This window comes from Novosphingobium sp. NDB2Meth1, assembly GCF_900117425.1.
Classification (GTDB): Bacteria; Pseudomonadota; Alphaproteobacteria; order Sphingomonadales; family Sphingomonadaceae; genus Novosphingobium.
Window position 1 is genome coordinate 57,580 of record NZ_FPEH01000015.1, and the last position, 15,126, is coordinate 72,705.

17 protein-coding genes are annotated in these 15,126 nt (G+C 65.7%); 10 read left to right on the forward strand and 7 right to left on the reverse strand.

Annotation, left to right across the window (positions count from 1 at the left end; genetic code table 11):
- Window positions 1-72 precede the first annotated feature (72 nt).
- On the reverse strand, window positions 73-1,236 hold the full coding sequence (locus NDB2M1_RS09840) for a penicillin-binding protein activator (RefSeq protein ID WP_253185834.1): 1,164 nt from the start codon (window positions 1,234-1,236) through the stop codon (window positions 73-75).
- Between the two features lie 40 nt (window positions 1,237-1,276).
- Here NDB2M1_RS09840 and rsmI point away from each other — a divergent pair, with 40 nt between their 5' ends.
- From rsmI to NDB2M1_RS09865, 5 genes are all read left to right on the forward strand, one after another.
- Window positions 1,277-2,113, forward strand: a complete 837-nt coding sequence (rsmI, locus tag NDB2M1_RS09845; protein ID WP_083554777.1) for a 16S rRNA (cytidine(1402)-2'-O)-methyltransferase — start codon at window positions 1,277-1,279, stop codon at window positions 2,111-2,113.
- The gene (locus NDB2M1_RS09850) at window positions 2,110-2,460 is read left to right on the forward strand and encodes a YraN family protein (protein ID WP_072381863.1); all 351 of its coding nucleotides are present in this window, start codon (window positions 2,110-2,112) and stop codon (window positions 2,458-2,460) included. The genes rsmI and NDB2M1_RS09850 overlap by 4 nt, the downstream gene beginning before the upstream one ends.
- A gap of 151 nt (window positions 2,461-2,611) precedes the next feature.
- Complete coding sequence (gshB, locus tag NDB2M1_RS09855; RefSeq protein WP_072381865.1) at window positions 2,612-3,559, forward strand: glutathione synthase; 948 nt, start codon at window positions 2,612-2,614, stop codon at window positions 3,557-3,559.
- A 58-nt stretch (window positions 3,560-3,617) separates the two neighbouring features.
- Window positions 3,618-4,184 (forward strand): hypothetical protein, encoded by a 567-nt coding sequence (locus tag NDB2M1_RS22015; RefSeq protein WP_143146708.1) that lies wholly within the window; start codon window positions 3,618-3,620, stop codon window positions 4,182-4,184.
- Between the two features lie 249 nt (window positions 4,185-4,433).
- Complete coding sequence (locus NDB2M1_RS09865; protein ID WP_143146709.1) at window positions 4,434-4,754, forward strand: endonuclease domain-containing protein; 321 nt, start codon at window positions 4,434-4,436, stop codon at window positions 4,752-4,754.
- A gap of 73 nt (window positions 4,755-4,827) precedes the next feature.
- Here NDB2M1_RS09865 and accC read toward each other — a convergent pair whose 3' ends face one another.
- The 5 genes from accC to NDB2M1_RS09890 all read right to left on the reverse strand — a co-directional run bounded on the left by accC (window position 4,828) and on the right by NDB2M1_RS09890 (window position 7,985).
- A complete protein-coding gene (gene accC / locus NDB2M1_RS09870; protein WP_072381872.1) occupies window positions 4,828-6,174 on the reverse strand; it encodes an acetyl-CoA carboxylase biotin carboxylase subunit in 1,347 nt (448 codons plus the stop codon).
- A 13-nt stretch (window positions 6,175-6,187) separates the two neighbouring features.
- Complete coding sequence (gene accB / locus NDB2M1_RS09875) at window positions 6,188-6,691, reverse strand: acetyl-CoA carboxylase biotin carboxyl carrier protein (protein ID WP_072381874.1); 504 nt, start codon at window positions 6,689-6,691, stop codon at window positions 6,188-6,190.
- Between the two features lie 123 nt (window positions 6,692-6,814).
- A complete protein-coding gene (gene aroQ / locus NDB2M1_RS09880; RefSeq protein ID WP_054123464.1) occupies window positions 6,815-7,249 on the reverse strand; it encodes a type II 3-dehydroquinate dehydratase in 435 nt (144 codons plus the stop codon).
- A gap of 77 nt (window positions 7,250-7,326) precedes the next feature.
- Window positions 7,327-7,668, reverse strand: coding sequence for a hypothetical protein (locus NDB2M1_RS09885; RefSeq protein ID WP_143146710.1), 342 nt, complete (start codon window positions 7,666-7,668; stop codon window positions 7,327-7,329).
- 56 nt (window positions 7,669-7,724) lie between these two features.
- Window positions 7,725-7,985, reverse strand: coding sequence for a 3TM-type holin (locus tag NDB2M1_RS09890; RefSeq protein WP_072381879.1), 261 nt, complete (start codon window positions 7,983-7,985; stop codon window positions 7,725-7,727).
- 267 nt (window positions 7,986-8,252) lie between these two features.
- On the opposite strand from NDB2M1_RS09890, the gene NDB2M1_RS09895 reads away from it, so the two are divergent.
- Genes NDB2M1_RS09895 through NDB2M1_RS09915 form a run of 5 tightly spaced genes read left to right on the forward strand, consistent with a single transcriptional unit; the run spans window position 8,253 to window position 14,521 of the window.
- Entirely contained in the window at window positions 8,253-10,709 is a 2,457-nt protein-coding gene (locus NDB2M1_RS09895; RefSeq protein WP_253185835.1) for a DUF1592 domain-containing protein, read from the forward strand.
- Window positions 10,706-12,043, forward strand: a complete 1,338-nt coding sequence (locus NDB2M1_RS09900) for a DUF1552 domain-containing protein (protein WP_072382595.1) — start codon at window positions 10,706-10,708, stop codon at window positions 12,041-12,043. The genes NDB2M1_RS09895 and NDB2M1_RS09900 overlap by 4 nt, the downstream gene beginning before the upstream one ends.
- Window positions 12,036-13,361 (forward strand): ankyrin repeat domain-containing protein, encoded by a 1,326-nt coding sequence (locus NDB2M1_RS09905; protein ID WP_171955362.1) that lies wholly within the window; start codon window positions 12,036-12,038, stop codon window positions 13,359-13,361. Before NDB2M1_RS09900 ends, NDB2M1_RS09905 begins: the two co-directional genes overlap by 8 nt.
- Before the next feature lie 16 nt (window positions 13,362-13,377).
- A complete protein-coding gene (locus tag NDB2M1_RS09910) occupies window positions 13,378-13,839 on the forward strand; it encodes a c-type cytochrome (RefSeq protein WP_072381883.1) in 462 nt (153 codons plus the stop codon).
- Between the two features lie 7 nt (window positions 13,840-13,846).
- Window positions 13,847-14,521: a cytochrome b/b6 domain-containing protein gene (locus NDB2M1_RS09915; protein WP_072381885.1), complete on the forward strand. Its 675-nt coding sequence runs from the start codon at window positions 13,847-13,849 to the stop codon at window positions 14,519-14,521.
- Here the strand turns inward: NDB2M1_RS09915 and NDB2M1_RS09920 are convergent.
- Window positions 14,518-15,051, reverse strand: coding sequence for a phosphoribosyltransferase (locus NDB2M1_RS09920; protein ID WP_072381887.1), 534 nt, complete (start codon window positions 15,049-15,051; stop codon window positions 14,518-14,520). The two genes, NDB2M1_RS09915 and NDB2M1_RS09920, sit on opposite strands and share 4 nt — an antisense overlap.
- Window positions 15,052-15,126 lie beyond the last annotated feature (75 nt).

The window sequence follows — 15,126 nt, forward strand, 5'->3', positions numbered from 1 at the left end:
TATAGAACACGCCCGATTCCCGGAGCAATGGGGGGATGGTGCTTATCCGGGAATATCCCCGGTTTTGCGGGGTCAGGGATTGAACTTCGCCGGGGCCGGGCTTGCGGTCACGAAAGTGCCTGCGCCCACCTCGCGCACTTCCATCGCGCGTTCGGCGACACCGTTGGGATCGAAGCGGAACACGCCGTCTAGCCCGATGAAACCGTCGCGCGCGTAGAGCTTCGCGGTCGGGAACAGCGTGCCCGGCTTCCACGTCCGCGCGACGTTGAGCGTGAGCAGTACGGAATCGTAGCCGAGCGTCGCCAGCCGCGAGGGCGCGGCGCCGAAGCGGGTGCGGTAAGACTGCTCGAACTGGCCGAAGCGCTTGTCCGAAACGGCGGCGAACCACGCGCCGCGCATCGCGGGGCTCTTGGCGATCGCGGCGTCGCCGTTCCACAGCTCGGTGCCGAGCAGCTTCGTGCCATTGGCGGCCGGCGCGGCCATGAGTGCGATGCGGCCGCTGTCACCGATCAGCAGCGCGCCGACCGGGCCCTTCGTCAGCACGCGGCGGACCGCGCTGGAGACCGAGGTGTTCGAACGGTCATAGCTCTCGACCGAGGTCACCGTGATCCCGCGTGAACGGGCCGCGACCATCAGCGCTGTGGACACACGCTGGCCGTAGGCGCCGGTCGGGATAATCGCGCCGATCGACTTGATGCCCTTCTCCTGCGCGTAGCCGACGACGCGGGTGATCGCCTGCGACGGGACCTGGCCAAGCACGAAGACATCGCGGTCCGCAACGTTGGCGTCGTTCGAATAGGTGATCATCGGCACCTTGGCGGGCCGCGCGACGCTGGCGACCGCGACCACTTCGTCCGCCAGCAGCGGGCCGAGGATCAGGCGGTTGCCATCGAGGATCGCCTTGTTGGCGGCAAGGCCCGCGCCGAGCGCGGTGTCGTAGGTCGTGATGCGCACGTTGTCGGCATTGGTATCTAGCAGCGCCATCGTCGTCGCATTGGCGATAGCCTGCCCGACGGGAGCGTTCGGCCCGCTCATCGGCACGAGCAGCGCTACGCGGTGGCGGTCCGCGTCGGTCGGCAGAACGTTGGCGTCGGGCGTCACTTCAGCGGGCTTTGGCGGCGGCGGCGCCTCGGTCGGTTTGGGGATGACAGCGCAACCCGCGAGGAGTGCGATCCCTGCGCAGACCACTAAATGCCGGAGGCGCCCGAGTGCTGCCCCACCGCTTCCGAACATCATTGGCTTGCCGCTCCCTGGTAGCCGGTCCATGGGTACGCCTATGGATGCGCCCCTACTTGACCCCGGTCTCTATATAGTTGCGACCCCGATTGGCAATCTCGGTGACGTCACGCGGCGGGCAATCGACGTACTTTCACGCTGCGCTGTGATAGCCTGCGAGGATACGCGGGTGACCGGCAAACTCTTGCACCACCTTGGAATCAAGCGCCCGCTGCACCGCTACGATGATCACGCGAGCGATGCGGCGCGCGAGGCGCTGCTGGGCGAGATGACACGCGTGGCCGTGGCGCTGGTCTCCGATGCGGGCACGCCGCTGATTTCGGACCCCGGCTACCGCCTGGTGCGCGAGGCGCGGGCGCGCGGCATTGCGGTGACGACGATCCCCGGCGCGAGCGCGCTGCTGGCGGCGTTGACTTTGGCGGGCCTGCCGACCGACCGGTTCCTGTTCGCCGGGTTCCTGCCGAGCAAGGACAAGGCGCGCGGGGACGTGCTGGCAGAGCTGGCGGCGGTGCCGGCGACGCTGGTGTTCTACGAGACCGGGCCGCGGCTGGTGGCTTCGCTCGAGGCCATGATGCGCCTGATGCCGGGGCGCGAGATCGCGGTGGCGCGCGAGCTGACGAAGCTGCACGAGGAGTGCCGGACGGGCAGCGCAGCGGAACTGGCGGCATACTACACCGCGCATCCGCCCAAGGGTGAAATCGTGCTGCTGGCGGGGCCTCCCGGCGCACCGGAGAAGCCGGGCGAAGCGGATGTCGATGCTGAACTGCTCGCGGCGGTGGCGGAGATGCCCGCGTCGAAAGCGGCGGGTCTGGTTGCCAAGAAGCACGGGCTTGATCGCAAGACGCTCTATGCGCGGCTGATGGAATTGAAGGGGTGAGCAGGGCGGAAGCCGAACGGCAGGGGCGGCGCGGGGAGAGCCTTGCGGCGTGGTACCTCTGGCTGACGGGCTGGCGCATTCTCGCCAGACGCCAGCGGATCGGGGCGGGCGAGGTGGATATCGTCGCGCGCAAGGGCCGCACCGTCGCCTTTGTCGAGGTAAAGTGGCGCGCCACTGCCAGAGCGCTGGATGAGGCTATCGATGCAAGGCGGTTGCGGCGCGTGGCGCGGGCGGCGGAAGCCTTGGTGCCGCGCTTTGCCAAGCCGGGCGATGATGTGCAGATCGATGTGATCCTCCTTGCGCCGGGACACTGGCCGCGCCACATGGCCAACGTCTGGCAGCCTTAGGTTGGCCCTTCGGTTCTGTCTGGATAAAGAAACACCGCTCATGCTGAGCTTGTCGAAGCATCAACCGCGACGGCCCAGCCAGCACCCTTCGACAAGCTCAGGGTGAGCGGGGTAAGTGTAAGTTCGTCGCGTCCAGAGGATTTTCGAGCCCATGACCCTTCGCGTTGCCGTCCAGATGGACCCGCTGCATTCGATCAATATCAACGGCGATTCCACCTTCGCGCTGATGCTGGCGGCGCAGGCGCGGGGGCATGAGGTCTATCACTACGACGTCGGCGCGCTTTCGCTCGACGAGAACGACCGGCTGATCGCGCGCTGTGTGCCGGTGACGGTGCAGCATGTGGCGGGCGATCACTACCAGGCGGGCGAGGCGCGGCGGCTCGATCTGGGGCGCGATGTGGATGTCGTGCTGATGCGCCAGGATCCGCCGTTCCACATGGGCTACATCACCGCGACGCACCTGCTCGAGCGGATCGAGGGCGAGACGCTGGTGGTGAACAACCCGCGCAGCGTGAGGAATGCGCCCGAGAAGGTGATGGTGCTCGATTACCGGCGCTTCATGCCGCCGACGCTGGTCACGCGGTCAGTGGAAGAGGTGCGCGCGTTCCAGAAGCGGCACGGCGCGATTGTGGTGAAGCCGATCCACGGCAACGGCGGCAAGGCGATCTTCCGCGTTTCGGAAGAGGGCGAGAACCTCGGCGCGCTGCTCGAAGTGTTCAACCAGACCTGGCCCGAACCGCACATGGTGCAGGCCTTCCTTCCCGACGTGGCCAAGGGCGACAAGCGCATCGTGCTGGTGGACGGCGAAGTCGCGGGCGCGATCAACCGCAAGCCCGGCGAGGGCGAGTTCCGCTCCAACCTTGCGGTGGGCGGCTATGCCGAGAAGACCGAGCTGACCCCGGAAGAACAGGAAATCTGCGCCGCGCTGGGGCCGGAGCTGAAGCGGCTGGGGCTGATCTTCGTCGGCATCGACGTGATCGGCGGCAAGTGGCTGACCGAAATCAACGTGACTTCGCCGACGGGGATCGTGGCGATCGACCGGTTCAACGGGACCGATACGGCGGGGATGATCTGGGATGCGATCGAGGGGCGGGTTTAGGGGCTAGCCGAAACGCCGAGGCCTTCGTATGCATTAGCAGCAGTCTTGTGCTTGCCTGATGCTGATCTTGGAGGTTTCGGTGCTGAACATCTTGACCCAGATAAGTCTGGTGTATTTGGCCTCAATTGGAACCGATCCGGTCTTATCTCAAGAGAACTTGGATGATCTTGCGGCCTTTACGCAGGGTTATGGGGCGCCTGGTCATATTGCCGCACGGGCTAGCCGATTGGATGCCTCAGCATCGCCAAGCCTAGCAGCTGATGCAGGTAGCGATCAGGGGGCGCCATCTTCAGGTCATGTTACTCAAGCTGATCTTGAGCGCGGCATTGAATTGATGAGGGAGGATACTCGCCGACTCAAAGAGAAAAGCCGCAGAACAGAAGCAGAAACTCGCCAGATTGAAGCGCGTATTGCCGAAAAGGAAAAAAATATACGTATCCTTCAAGCACGACTGCAAGAAACATCTGCGTGCCTCGCTGCCTTGGACAATTTTATGATGAAATACAAGGCGAAGCATTCGTCTGGTGAAACTAGCTCCAAGGCAAAACAACTCATCGAGGACTACAGAAAGTTTTATGATAATCCTGGACTGCCATGTCCGGTAAATGCGGGTACTCCTTGGTAGTTTGCGATTTCTAGGGGGCCTGCTGGGATGCCGGACTCGGCTTTTGCTGGCGGTTTCCCCCTCCGACCCGCCTGCGGCGGGCCACCTCCCCATTTGTGCCTGCGGCAAAAATGGGGCGGACCTTGCCATATCGGATGTTTCTCCTTCAGGTCCTCCCTGTTTTGCGCAGCACAAACGGGGAGGTGGCATTGGCGCAGCCAATGACGGAGGGGTTTCTTGCCGAGGTCGAGACAACCGCGCAACGTACCCTTGGCGCGCAAGCTGCGCGCAGAGCCGAGTTTGCCGGAGACGCTGCTGTGGCGGCATTTGCGGCTTCAGCCGGATGAGGTGAAGATCAGGCGGCAGCATCCGGTTGGTGAGTGGGTGCTGGATTTCTATTGCGCTGCGGCCAAGGTGGCGTTCGAGATTGATGGCATTGCGCATCATATGGGGGATCGGCCTGCGCGGGACCAAGATCGCGATGAAGCGATGAGAGCGCTCGGGATCGAGGTGGTGCGGATAGCGGCGGCGGAAGTGTTGCGGTCGCCGGAGGATGTTGCGGAGGCGATTGTGCGCTATTGCAGGCGTTGATTACCCCTCCGTCAGCCCTGCGGGCTGCCACCTCCCCATTTGCACTTCGTGAAAATGGGGAGGACCTAGGTTGTCACCCCTGCTCCGAAAGCCACTGCTCCAGATACTTGATCGAGTAGTCCCCATCGAGGAAGTGGGGGTCGCTCAGGAGCTTCTGGTGCAAGGGAATCGAGGTCTTGACACCGCCGATGACCATTTCCTCCAGCGCGCGCTTCAGGCGCATGATGCAGCCTTCGCGGGTGCGGCCCGAGACGATGAGCTTGGCGATCATGGAGTCGTAGTAAGGCGGGATCTTGTAACCCGCATAGAGCCCGGAATCGACGCGCACGTGCATGCCGCCTGCCGCGTGATAGCTGGTGACGAGGCCGGGCGAGGGGGCGAAGGTGAACGGGTCTTCCGCGTTGATGCGACACTCGATCGCGTGGCCCTTGAACTCGATCTCTTCCTGCTTGACCGAAAGCGGCTTGCCGTCGGCGATGCGGATCTGTTCGCGCACGAGGTCGACGCCGGTGATCGCTTCGGTGACGGGATGTTCCACCTGCAGGCGGGTGTTCATCTCGATGAAGTAGAACTCGCCGTTTTCCCAAAGGAACTCGATCGTGCCCGCGCCGCGATAGCCCATGTCGGCCATGGCCTTGGCGACGATGCCGCCCATGCGATTGCGTTCTTCGGCCGAGATGACGGGCGAGGGGGCTTCTTCGAGCACCTTCTGGTGGCGGCGCTGGAGCGAGCAGTCGCGCTCACCCAGATGGATGGCATTGCCGTTGCCGTCGCCGAAGACCTGGAATTCGATGTGGCGCGGATTGCCGAGGTACTTCTCGATATAGACGGTGGCATCGCCGAACGCGGCCTTCGCCTCGCTGCCGGCCTGCTGCATCAGCGTCTCGAGCTGGTCGGGGCTGTTGCAGACCTTCATGCCGCGACCGCCGCCGCCCGAAGCCGCCTTGATGATCACCGGATAGCCGGCGGCCTCGGCGATTTCCTTGGCTTCCTTGATATCCGAGACCGCGCCGTCCGAGCCCGGCACGAGCGGCAGGCCGAGCGCGCCGGCGGTGCGCTTGGCTTCGATCTTGTCGCCCATCGTGCGGATATGCTCGGGCTTGGGCCCGATCCACGTGATGTCGTGCGCCTCGACGATATCGGCGAACTTGGCGTTTTCCGAAAGGAAGCCGTAGCCGGGATGGATCGCGTCGGCATGGGTGATCTCGGCCGCGGAGATGATCGCGGCCATGTTGAGATAGCTGTCCTTCGCGGCCGGCGGGCCAATGCAGACGGCATGGTCGGCCAGGCGCACGTGCATCGCGTCGGCATCGGCGGTGGAGTGCACCGCGACCGTCTCGATCCCCATTTCGTGCGCGGCGCGGTGGATGCGCAGCGCGATCTCGCCGCGGTTGGCGATCAGCAGTCGGGAAATGGCCATGGGAGGCGCGTCCTCAGGCGATGACGACGAGCGGCTGGTCGAATTCGACCGGCTGCGCGTTCTCGACCAGGATCGCGGTGATCTTGCCGCCGGTGGGCGCGGTGATCGGGTTCATCACCTTCATCGCCTCGACGATGAGCAGCGTGTCACCCGCCTTGACCGTGGAGCCCACCGAAATGAACGGCGCGGCGCCCGGTTCGGGGGTAAGATAGGCGGTGCCGACCATCGGCGAGCGCAGCGCATTGGTGTGCGTTTCGGCGGCGGGAGCTTCAGCAGCAGCGGCAGGCGCGGCGGCGGGCGCCGGAGCCGGCGCGGCGACCGGCGCTGGTGCATAAGTCGCCACCGGCGCGGCGGTCACGGTGCGCGCGACGCGGATCTTGCGCTTGCCGTCCTCAACTTCGATCTCGGTCAGGCCGGTATCGGAAAGGAGTTCGGCCAGTTCGCGCACGAGTGCGCTGTCGATGGCCATAGCCTTGTCGGCGTTTTGGGCGCTCTCGTCGCCGTGGTCATGCCCCATTTTATTGTCCTCGCGGGTGTGCCCAATCAAAGCGGGTTCCATGCCCGCCGCGCTTCGCAGTGGCAAGGAAAACCCGCAAGCGCGGCGTGGAAAAGCCCGATCTGGCCCCTTCGGGCCGAGGTCTCAAAGCTTGTGCGCGCCTTCGAGCGCGAGGAGGTAGCTGAGAGGGCCGAAGCCCGCGATTGTCGCCTTGGCGGCCATGCCGACATAGGACTTGTGGCGGAACGCCTCGCGCGTGTGCGGGTTGGAAAGGTGGACCTCGATCACCGGCGTGCGGATCGCCTTGATCGCATCATGGAGCGCGATGCTGGTGTGCGTGAAGGCGCCGGCATTGAGCAACACGGCCTTGGCACCTGTGGCCTGCGCTTCGTGAAGCCAATCAATAAGATGACCCTCGTGGTTCGACTGCCTGAGATCGATCTCGAGCCCGAGTTCGCGCGCTCGGTCCTCCAGCATCCCGGCAATATCGTCGAGCGTGGCCGAGCCGTAGATCTCCGGCTCGCGCGTGCCGAGCAGGTTGAGATTGGGGCCGTTGAGGACAAACACGGTCTGGGGCATGGCGGGCTCCGCGGAGGCAAGAACGCTTGTTCCAGCCCTGATAGAGCGTGGGCCTGCCTGCGCAAGCCCGCGCGAATTCAACCCTTGCCGTTGTCCGCCATGGGCGGCGGTGCTCCGGGCTCACCGCCATCATCAATAGACGCATTGGGGTCTTCGCCGTCCGGATTGTCGTTGGTCTGCACCACCGGTTCGGGCTGCGAGATCGCCGGCGGCTGGTTGGTTGCAGCAAGCGATTCGGCAGCCTTGGCCTTCTTTTCCGCCGCCTCGGCTTTCGCTTCGACAGCGGTCATGCGCTCTTCGAGCGCGCTCACGCGGTCTTCGCAGCCGCCGAGCAGGACCGACAGCACCGCAGTGGCGCTGACGAGGGCAAGGCGGCGAACTGCGGGCCGATGGGCAGGATTGTGGCGGTGTGCGTCCATGTTGCGCATCGTCTTAGCAGGTAAAGATTACCCGAAACTAACCAAGCGGGTGCTTTTCAGTGATCCGTGCCCCGCGCTTTGCCATACTGCCGCGCTGCCGTGTAGCCGAGGTAGGCCGCGCCGAAGAGCGCATAGAGCGGCTGAGGCAGGCCAGTGAAGTAGGCCGTCATCGCATCGGTCATCGAGCGGGCGGCGGCGGGGCGCACCGCGGCCAGCAAGCCAAGCGGAATTGCCCAGAGGATCATCGCATACATCACATAGAGGAAAGTCGGGCGGGCCAGCGCGACATAGCGGCGCAGTGCAGCAGTAGGGGTCATAAGCGTCCTTTCGGGGATGGAGGGACGCCGGACCAGATAGCGGCAAGGATCGATGTAGGAAAATGGTTTGGCGGCATCGCTTGCAGCCGCAGTCGGGCCCCAAGCGATAAATCGCGACCCCCTGTCCGGTTTATGGCAATGGACGTGCTGCACTGCGGTCAATAGGGCAGTGGCCATGCTGTCACGCTGGTGTAAGCAAGCGCGGCAGGACAGGTCAGGGGCAGACATTTGGTCGAGGTTTTGCGGCGGATTTCCTTTGGACGCGGCTTGCTGGCGCTGAGCGCGCTGGTCTCCGCCTCGTGCCTTTACGCCGCTGCCGACGATCCGGTCACGACGACCTCCGTTCCCGAATCCGGGCCTTCGCTGGGCGAGCGGCGGGCCGCGCTGGTCGAGCCGATGCTCGCGGACTATTGCTCGCGCTGCCACAACGATTTTGATCATGTCGCGGGGCTTTCGGTCGAGGGGCTGAAGGCGAGCGACGTCGCGGAAGGCCGCAATGCCGAGGCGTGGGAGAAGATCCTCCGCCGGGTGGCAGCGGGCGAGATGCCGCCGCATTCGAAGAAGCAGCCCGATCCCGCCTTGCGCGCCGATTTCGTTTCGTGGCTCGATGAGGGCCGCGCGCAGTATGTCATGGCGCATCCAGACCCGGGCGCTGCACCGGTGCGGCGCCTGAACCGGCGCGAATATGCCAATGCGGTGCGCGATCTGCTCGGCGTCGAAGGTGATTTCGCGGCCGCGCTGCCGCCTGACAATTCGGGCTTCGGCTTTGACAATATCGCCGACGTGCTGAGCGTCTCGCCCACCTTGATGGAGCGCTATGTCGCCGTGGCGGGCAAGGCGGCTCGGCAGGCGACAGGGCTGGTGCCGAAGCGCGATTTCGTGACGACCTGGCAAGTGGCCAAGGACGGTTCGGTGATGAACTCGGGCATTCCGGCGTTCAACGAGCGGGCCGCAACGGACCTGCCGCTGGGTTCGCGCGGCGGCACGGCGGTGCGCTACACCGCGCGGTGGGACGGGGCCTATGACGTCGCCGTCTGGCTCAATTCCAACACCAACAACGAAAGCGACCGCCTGCCGGAGGATCGCTATGCGCTGCGGGTGCCGATGAAGGCGGGGGTGCACAGCGTGGCCGTCTCGTTCCGGCGGCAGACCTGGCCGGACGAGGCGGTGCAAACCGTCCGCAACACCACCGATTATGTGCCGCTACCGCTCGAAAAGCCCGTGGACCTGCCGCTTGATGTGTGGGTGGACGGCCAGCGTGCGGGGACGATGACGGTGCCTTCGTTCCGCGTCCATCCGCGCTATTCGCAGCACAATTTTCCGCGCGACGTGCTCCAGCTCGATGTGGCGGGGCCGTTCGATGCGGGCGGGAATGCGGACCTTGCGAGCCGCAAGGCGGTCTTCGTGTGCCATCCGAAGCGTACGGTCGAGGAAGCGCCCTGCGCCAAGCGCATCCTTGGCGGCCTTGCCAGGCGGGCTTGGCGCGGGCCGGTCAGCGAGGCGGAACTGGCGCCGCTGCTCGAGATCTATGCCGACGAGCGCGCTGCGGGCGGGTTCGAGAGCGGCGTCGAGGCGGGGATCGAGGCGCTGCTGGTCTCGCCGCGCTTCCTGTTTGCTGTGGAAACGCCGGCGGCCGGGCCTGCAGGCAGCGTGGCGCGGCTATCGGACTACGATCTTGCGACGCGCCTCTCGCTATTCCTGTGGAGTTCGATCCCCGATGACCGGCTGCTAGCACTGGCCGGGCAGGGCAAGCTGCATCTGCCGGTGGTGCTCGCTGCCGAAATCGCGCGCATGCTAGCCGACAAGCGCGCCGAAGCGCTGACCGAGAACTTTGCTGGCCAGTGGCTCTATCTGCGCAATCTCGACCAGCAGCGGCCGGACATCACCGAGTTTCCGCAGTTCGATGTGCCCCTGCGCAGTGCGATGGCGACCGAGACGCGGATGTTCTTCAGCCATGTGCTCTCGGCCAACCGTCCGGTGACCGACTTCATCCGCGCCGACTATACCTTCCTCAACGAGCGGCTGGCCCGGCACTACGGGATAGAGGGAGTGCGCGGTCCCGCCTTTCGCAAGGTCGCGCTCGGCGCTGATCTGCCGCGCGGCGGATTGCTGGGGCAGGCGAGCATCCTCACCGTTACCAGCTATGGCAACCGCACCTCGGTGGTGAAGCGCGGCAAGTGGATCCTCGACAATATGCTCGCCTCGCCGCCCCCGCCGCCGCCCGCCGATGTGCCAGCGCTCAAGGCCGAGCATGACGGAAAGAAGCTCACCGCGCGCGAGCAGCTCGAATTGCACCGCGCCAACCCGGCCTGCGCTTCCTGCCACCAGCGCATGGATCCCTTGGGCTTTGCGCTGGAAAACTTCGACGCGGTCGGCGCATGGCGGACGCAGGATGCCGGGCAGGTGATCGATGCGGGCGCTGTGCTGGCGGACGGGACCGCGTTCAAGGGCTTTGCCGGGCTGCAGCAGATACTTCTCGACCGGCGCGAGGAGTTTGCGCGCGCCTTCACCGAGCGGCTGATGACTTATGCGCTGGGCCGGGGCCTCGGGCCGCAGGACATGCCAACGGTTCGTGCCATCGCGCGCGATGCGGCCAAGGATGATTGGCGGGTGCAGACGATCATCAAGGGCATCGTGATGAGCCCCAGCTTCACCTTGCGCCGGGTGCCTGCGCCGCCCACGGCCGTTGCACTCGCCGCCAGCGGATGGAGACCGCACCGATGATCGTGAAGCGTCCCGCCCTCAGCCGCCGCACCGTGCTGCGCGGGCTTGGCACCACGCTGGCGCTGCCGTTTCTGGAAGCGATGATCCCGGCGGCGCGCGCGGCGGACGGGGCTGCGCGGCCCAAGCGGCTTTCAGTGTTCTACACGCCCAATGGCATGACCATGGACGCCTATCGCCCGGCCACGGCGGGTGCCGACTATGTCCTGCCGCCCACCCTTGCGCCGCTGGAGCCGTTCCGCAGCGACATGATTGTGGTGAGCGGGCTGGGGCATCCGCAGGCGGCGGCGTTCGGGGACCGGCCGGCGGGGCACGGCCGCTCCTGCCCGGCGTTCCTGACCGGCGCGCATGCCCGGCAGACCGAGGGGCCGGACATTCGCTGCGGGGTGTCGATGGATCAGGTGTTCGCGGCGCATCTGGGCGAGACGACAACGATCCCTTCGCTCGAGCTGGGCATCGATCAGGCGAGCCTGCTGGGCAGCTGCGACATCAACTATTCGTGCGCCTATACCAACGGCATCTCGTGGTTGACGCCGACCGTGCCGCTGCCCGTCATGGCAAACCCGCGCGATGTGTTCGAGCGGCTGTTCGGCGACGGCGAGGCGCTCGATCCTGCCAGCCGGCTGGCCCAGGCGCGGCGGCAGGCCTCGATCCTCGACTACGTGCGCGAGGACGCGGCGCGGCTTTCGCAGGCGCTCGGTGCGGAGGACAAGCGCAAGCTCGACGAGTACCTCGATGCGACCCGCGCCATCGAAAAGCGCATCCAGCGCGCGGCGACGGGGCCGCAGGCGGAAGCGGGCAACTTCGCGCAGCCTTCGGGCATTCCGGCCGACTTTGCCGAGCACGTGCGGCTGATGATCGATCTGCAGGTCCTCGCCATGCAGGCTGACCTGACGCGTGTCGCGACCTTCATGCTGGGCCGGGAAATCTCGAACCGGACGTATCCCGAGATCGGCGTGCCGGATTCGCACCACATGCTCAGCCACCACGGCAAGAACGCCGACAAGATGGCCAAGCTCGCGCAGATCAACCGCTACCACATGGAATTCTTCGCCTATGCGCTGAAGCGGCTGAAGGAGGCCAAGGACGGGTCGGGATCGCTGCTCGATACGACGCTGGTAATCCGCGGCAGCGCGTTCGGCGATTCCAACGAGCATGATTTCATGGACCTGCCGGTCATTGTCGCGGGCGGGCTGGTGAAGGGCGGTCGCCATCTGGCCTTCGACAAGGGCACGTCGATGTCGAATCTGCTGCTGGCGGGGCTCAACCTGCTCGATGTGCCTGCCACGACGTTTGGCGACAGCACCGGTCCTCTGGCGGGGCTGGCCAGTGCGTAGGCTGGCGGCGCTGCTGCTGGCATTTTTGCCGCTGCCTGCATTGGCGCACGGAGTCGAGGATGTCGCCCGCCCGATTGCCGAGGATGATCCGGCGGCACTCGCGGCGGCGCTGGCGCATGGTGCGAGTGCCAATGCCGCGTTCGAATATGGCGAGACACCGCTGGCCCGCGCGGTCGAGACGCAGGACCCTGCGCTGGTGGACGTCCTGCTCAAGGCGCGCGCCCAGACCGACCGGGCCGATACCTTGGGCGTGACGCCGCTGCTGCTGGCCTGCGAGCGCGGCAACAGCGCAATCGTGGCGGCGTTGGTCGCGGCGGGCGCGCCCGTCGATCAATCCAATGCCGATGCGGTGACGCCGCTTGCGATGTGCTCGCGGTTTTCCGATGCGGACGCGCTGCGGGCGCTAATGGCGCGCGGCGCGGCGGTCGAGAGCGTCGATGTGCGCGGGCAGACGCCGCTGATGTGGGCGGCTTCGGCGGGCAAGCTCGAAGCGGTATCGGCGCTGCTGGCGGCAGGCGCGCAAGTGAACCGCGAGACGCCGAATGGCTTCACCCCGCTGTTCTTCGCATTGGCGAGCGGGAAAGCCGAAGTCGCCTCGGCACTGATCGCGGCGGGGGCGGACGTCAGGCATCGCGGGCCGGAGAACACCAGCGCGCTGCAGATGGCGCTTTACCAGAAGAACTGGGCGGCGGCCGAGCAACTCGTGCGGCTTGGCGGCGGCGATGTTGCCGAACTCGACCGCGAGGGGCGGCGCCCTTTGCATGTGGCGGCGGCAGCGGGCCAAGGCGCGCTGGTGGCGGCGCTGCTGGAGCGCGGGGCGGAAGTCGATGCGCTGTCCGGTCCCTCGAAGATCACCTGGGTGACCGAAGCCAATTTCGGCTTGCCGCCACCACCGGTCCAGCCGACGACCGCGCTGATGGCGGCAGCGAGGGCCGGGCAGGCCGATGTGATGTGGCAACTTGTGCGCGCCGGGGCCAATGAGCACTTTGTCGATGGGGCTGGGGTAAACCTCGTGCTGGCCGCCGCGCAGGGGCGCAATGCGTCGGCACTGGGTCTCGCCATTGAGCTGGCCGGCGATGCCAATGTGGCGGACAAGGACAAGACGACTGCGCTGCACATGCTGGCGGGTGGTCCCTACTTCACCGAGCTTCCGGCGATGCTGCGCGTGCTCGCCTCGCACGGGGCCAAGGCGGACCTGCCCAACGCCAAGGGCAAGACCGCGCTGCAGGTCCTTTCAGACGGGCTTGCCACGGTGCAGGCCGCATTCCATGAAGTCTATCCGGACAAGACTCCTGCCAACCTCGCGCTCTCGCACTGAAGAAGGACCGCAGCCGATGACCCGAGCGAAACCGATGCTCCTGACCGCCCTCGCCGCCGCGCTGGTTGCCGGCAGCGCGATTGCCAGCGCCGCTTCGCCCGCCGAGACAATCGCGACGCGGCAGGCGAACTTCAAGAAAATGGGCGGCGCGATGAAGGCGCTCAAGGACGAGCTTGGCGCCGGGGCGGACAAGGCCAAGCTGCTGGCCGCGGCACGCACTTTGGCGGCCACTGCAAGGCTGCAGGGCGGGTTGTTTCCGGCGGGGACCGGGCCGTCTTCCGGTGTGAAGACCGACGCGCTCCCTGCGATCTGGACACAGAAGCCCACTTTCGATGCCGCTGCCGGCAAATTGGTCGCTGAAGCAGACAAGCTGGCCGGGATAGCGGGTTCGGGGAATACGGCAGCAGTGCTGGCGCAGTTCAAGGTTGTTGGCGGCACCTGCGCGGCCTGCCACCGGCAGTTCCGCGCCGAGGAATAAGCGCCCGATGAGCACCGAAAGCGAGACCGTAAAGGTGTGGGACCCGTTCGTGCGGGTGTTCCACTGGAGCCTGATTACGCTGTTCTTCTTCGCCTGGTGGAGCGGCGAGAACCACGACATGGATCGCCACCGGCAAGCGGGATACGCCATCTTCGCGCTGGTCGTGTTCCGGATTTTCTGGGGCTTTGCCGGTGGCCGCACTGCGCGCTTTGCTCAGTTTCTGAAGGGGCCGGGCGCGATAATGGCCTACCTCAAGACCCACGATCCCGAAGCTCCATCTGACGGGCACAATCCGCTCGGCGGTTGGAGTGTGGTGGCGCTGCTCGCCGTGGTGCTCACCATCACGCTGGCAGGCCTCTTTGCGGTCGATGTCGACGGGATCGAATCCGGGCCGCTGGCCGATTGGGTGAGTTTTGATCAGGGCCGCATGGCATCCGAATGGCACGAAGGCGTGTTCAAGGCGGCGCTGGCGGTGATCGGCCTGCATGTGCTGGCCATCGGGTATTATCAGGTGCTCAATGCGCAAAACCTGATCGGGCCGATGATCACCGGCAAGCGCGACCGTGCGAAGGGTGAGGCGACGGCGGACGTGAAGTGGTCGCCAGTCGCAGCATTGGCCGGGATCGTGGTGGTCGCTGCGCTGACGTGGGCAGTGATGAACGGGTTCAAGTTCGGCGGTTAGCCGCCCAGCCGCTCCGGCACCGCCTGCGCTTCCTCGGCCAGCGTTTCGGCAGTCATCACCGCTTCCCACGGGAAGACGAACCAGCGCTTGTCCTCGGCGCGGTCGATCACTTCGGCGGTGTAGTCGACGCGCGCCTTCGAGCGGCAGTTGTCCTTGAGCACGGCGAAACGCAAATTGTCAGGATTGCAGCCGTTTTCGGCAAGTAGATTGCGGATGTAGACGATCGTGCCGCCGCTGTCGTTGATGTCATCGACGAAGAGCAGGCGCGTGCCGGTGGTGGACTTGTCCGCCACTTTGCCGAGCAGTTCGTCGGCAAAGCCGGGAACCTTCGATGAATGGTCGATCGAAAGCATCGGAACTTGCAGTTCGTGGCTGATGTAGACTGCGGGGACGAGACCGCCGCGGCCGATGCCGATGATGAAGTCCGCCTTCCAGCTGTCCTCGGAAAGGAGCCGCGACAGCTTGCGCACGCTGCTGAGAAAATCCTCGTAAGCGATGTAGTTGAGCACGGGAGCGGCAGCTTCGGTCATGGCGGGTCCGTTTGTCGGGCGGCAAAGCAGAGCCGTTACCGGTTCACCGCGCGGACCGCAATTGCGCCAGGGGGG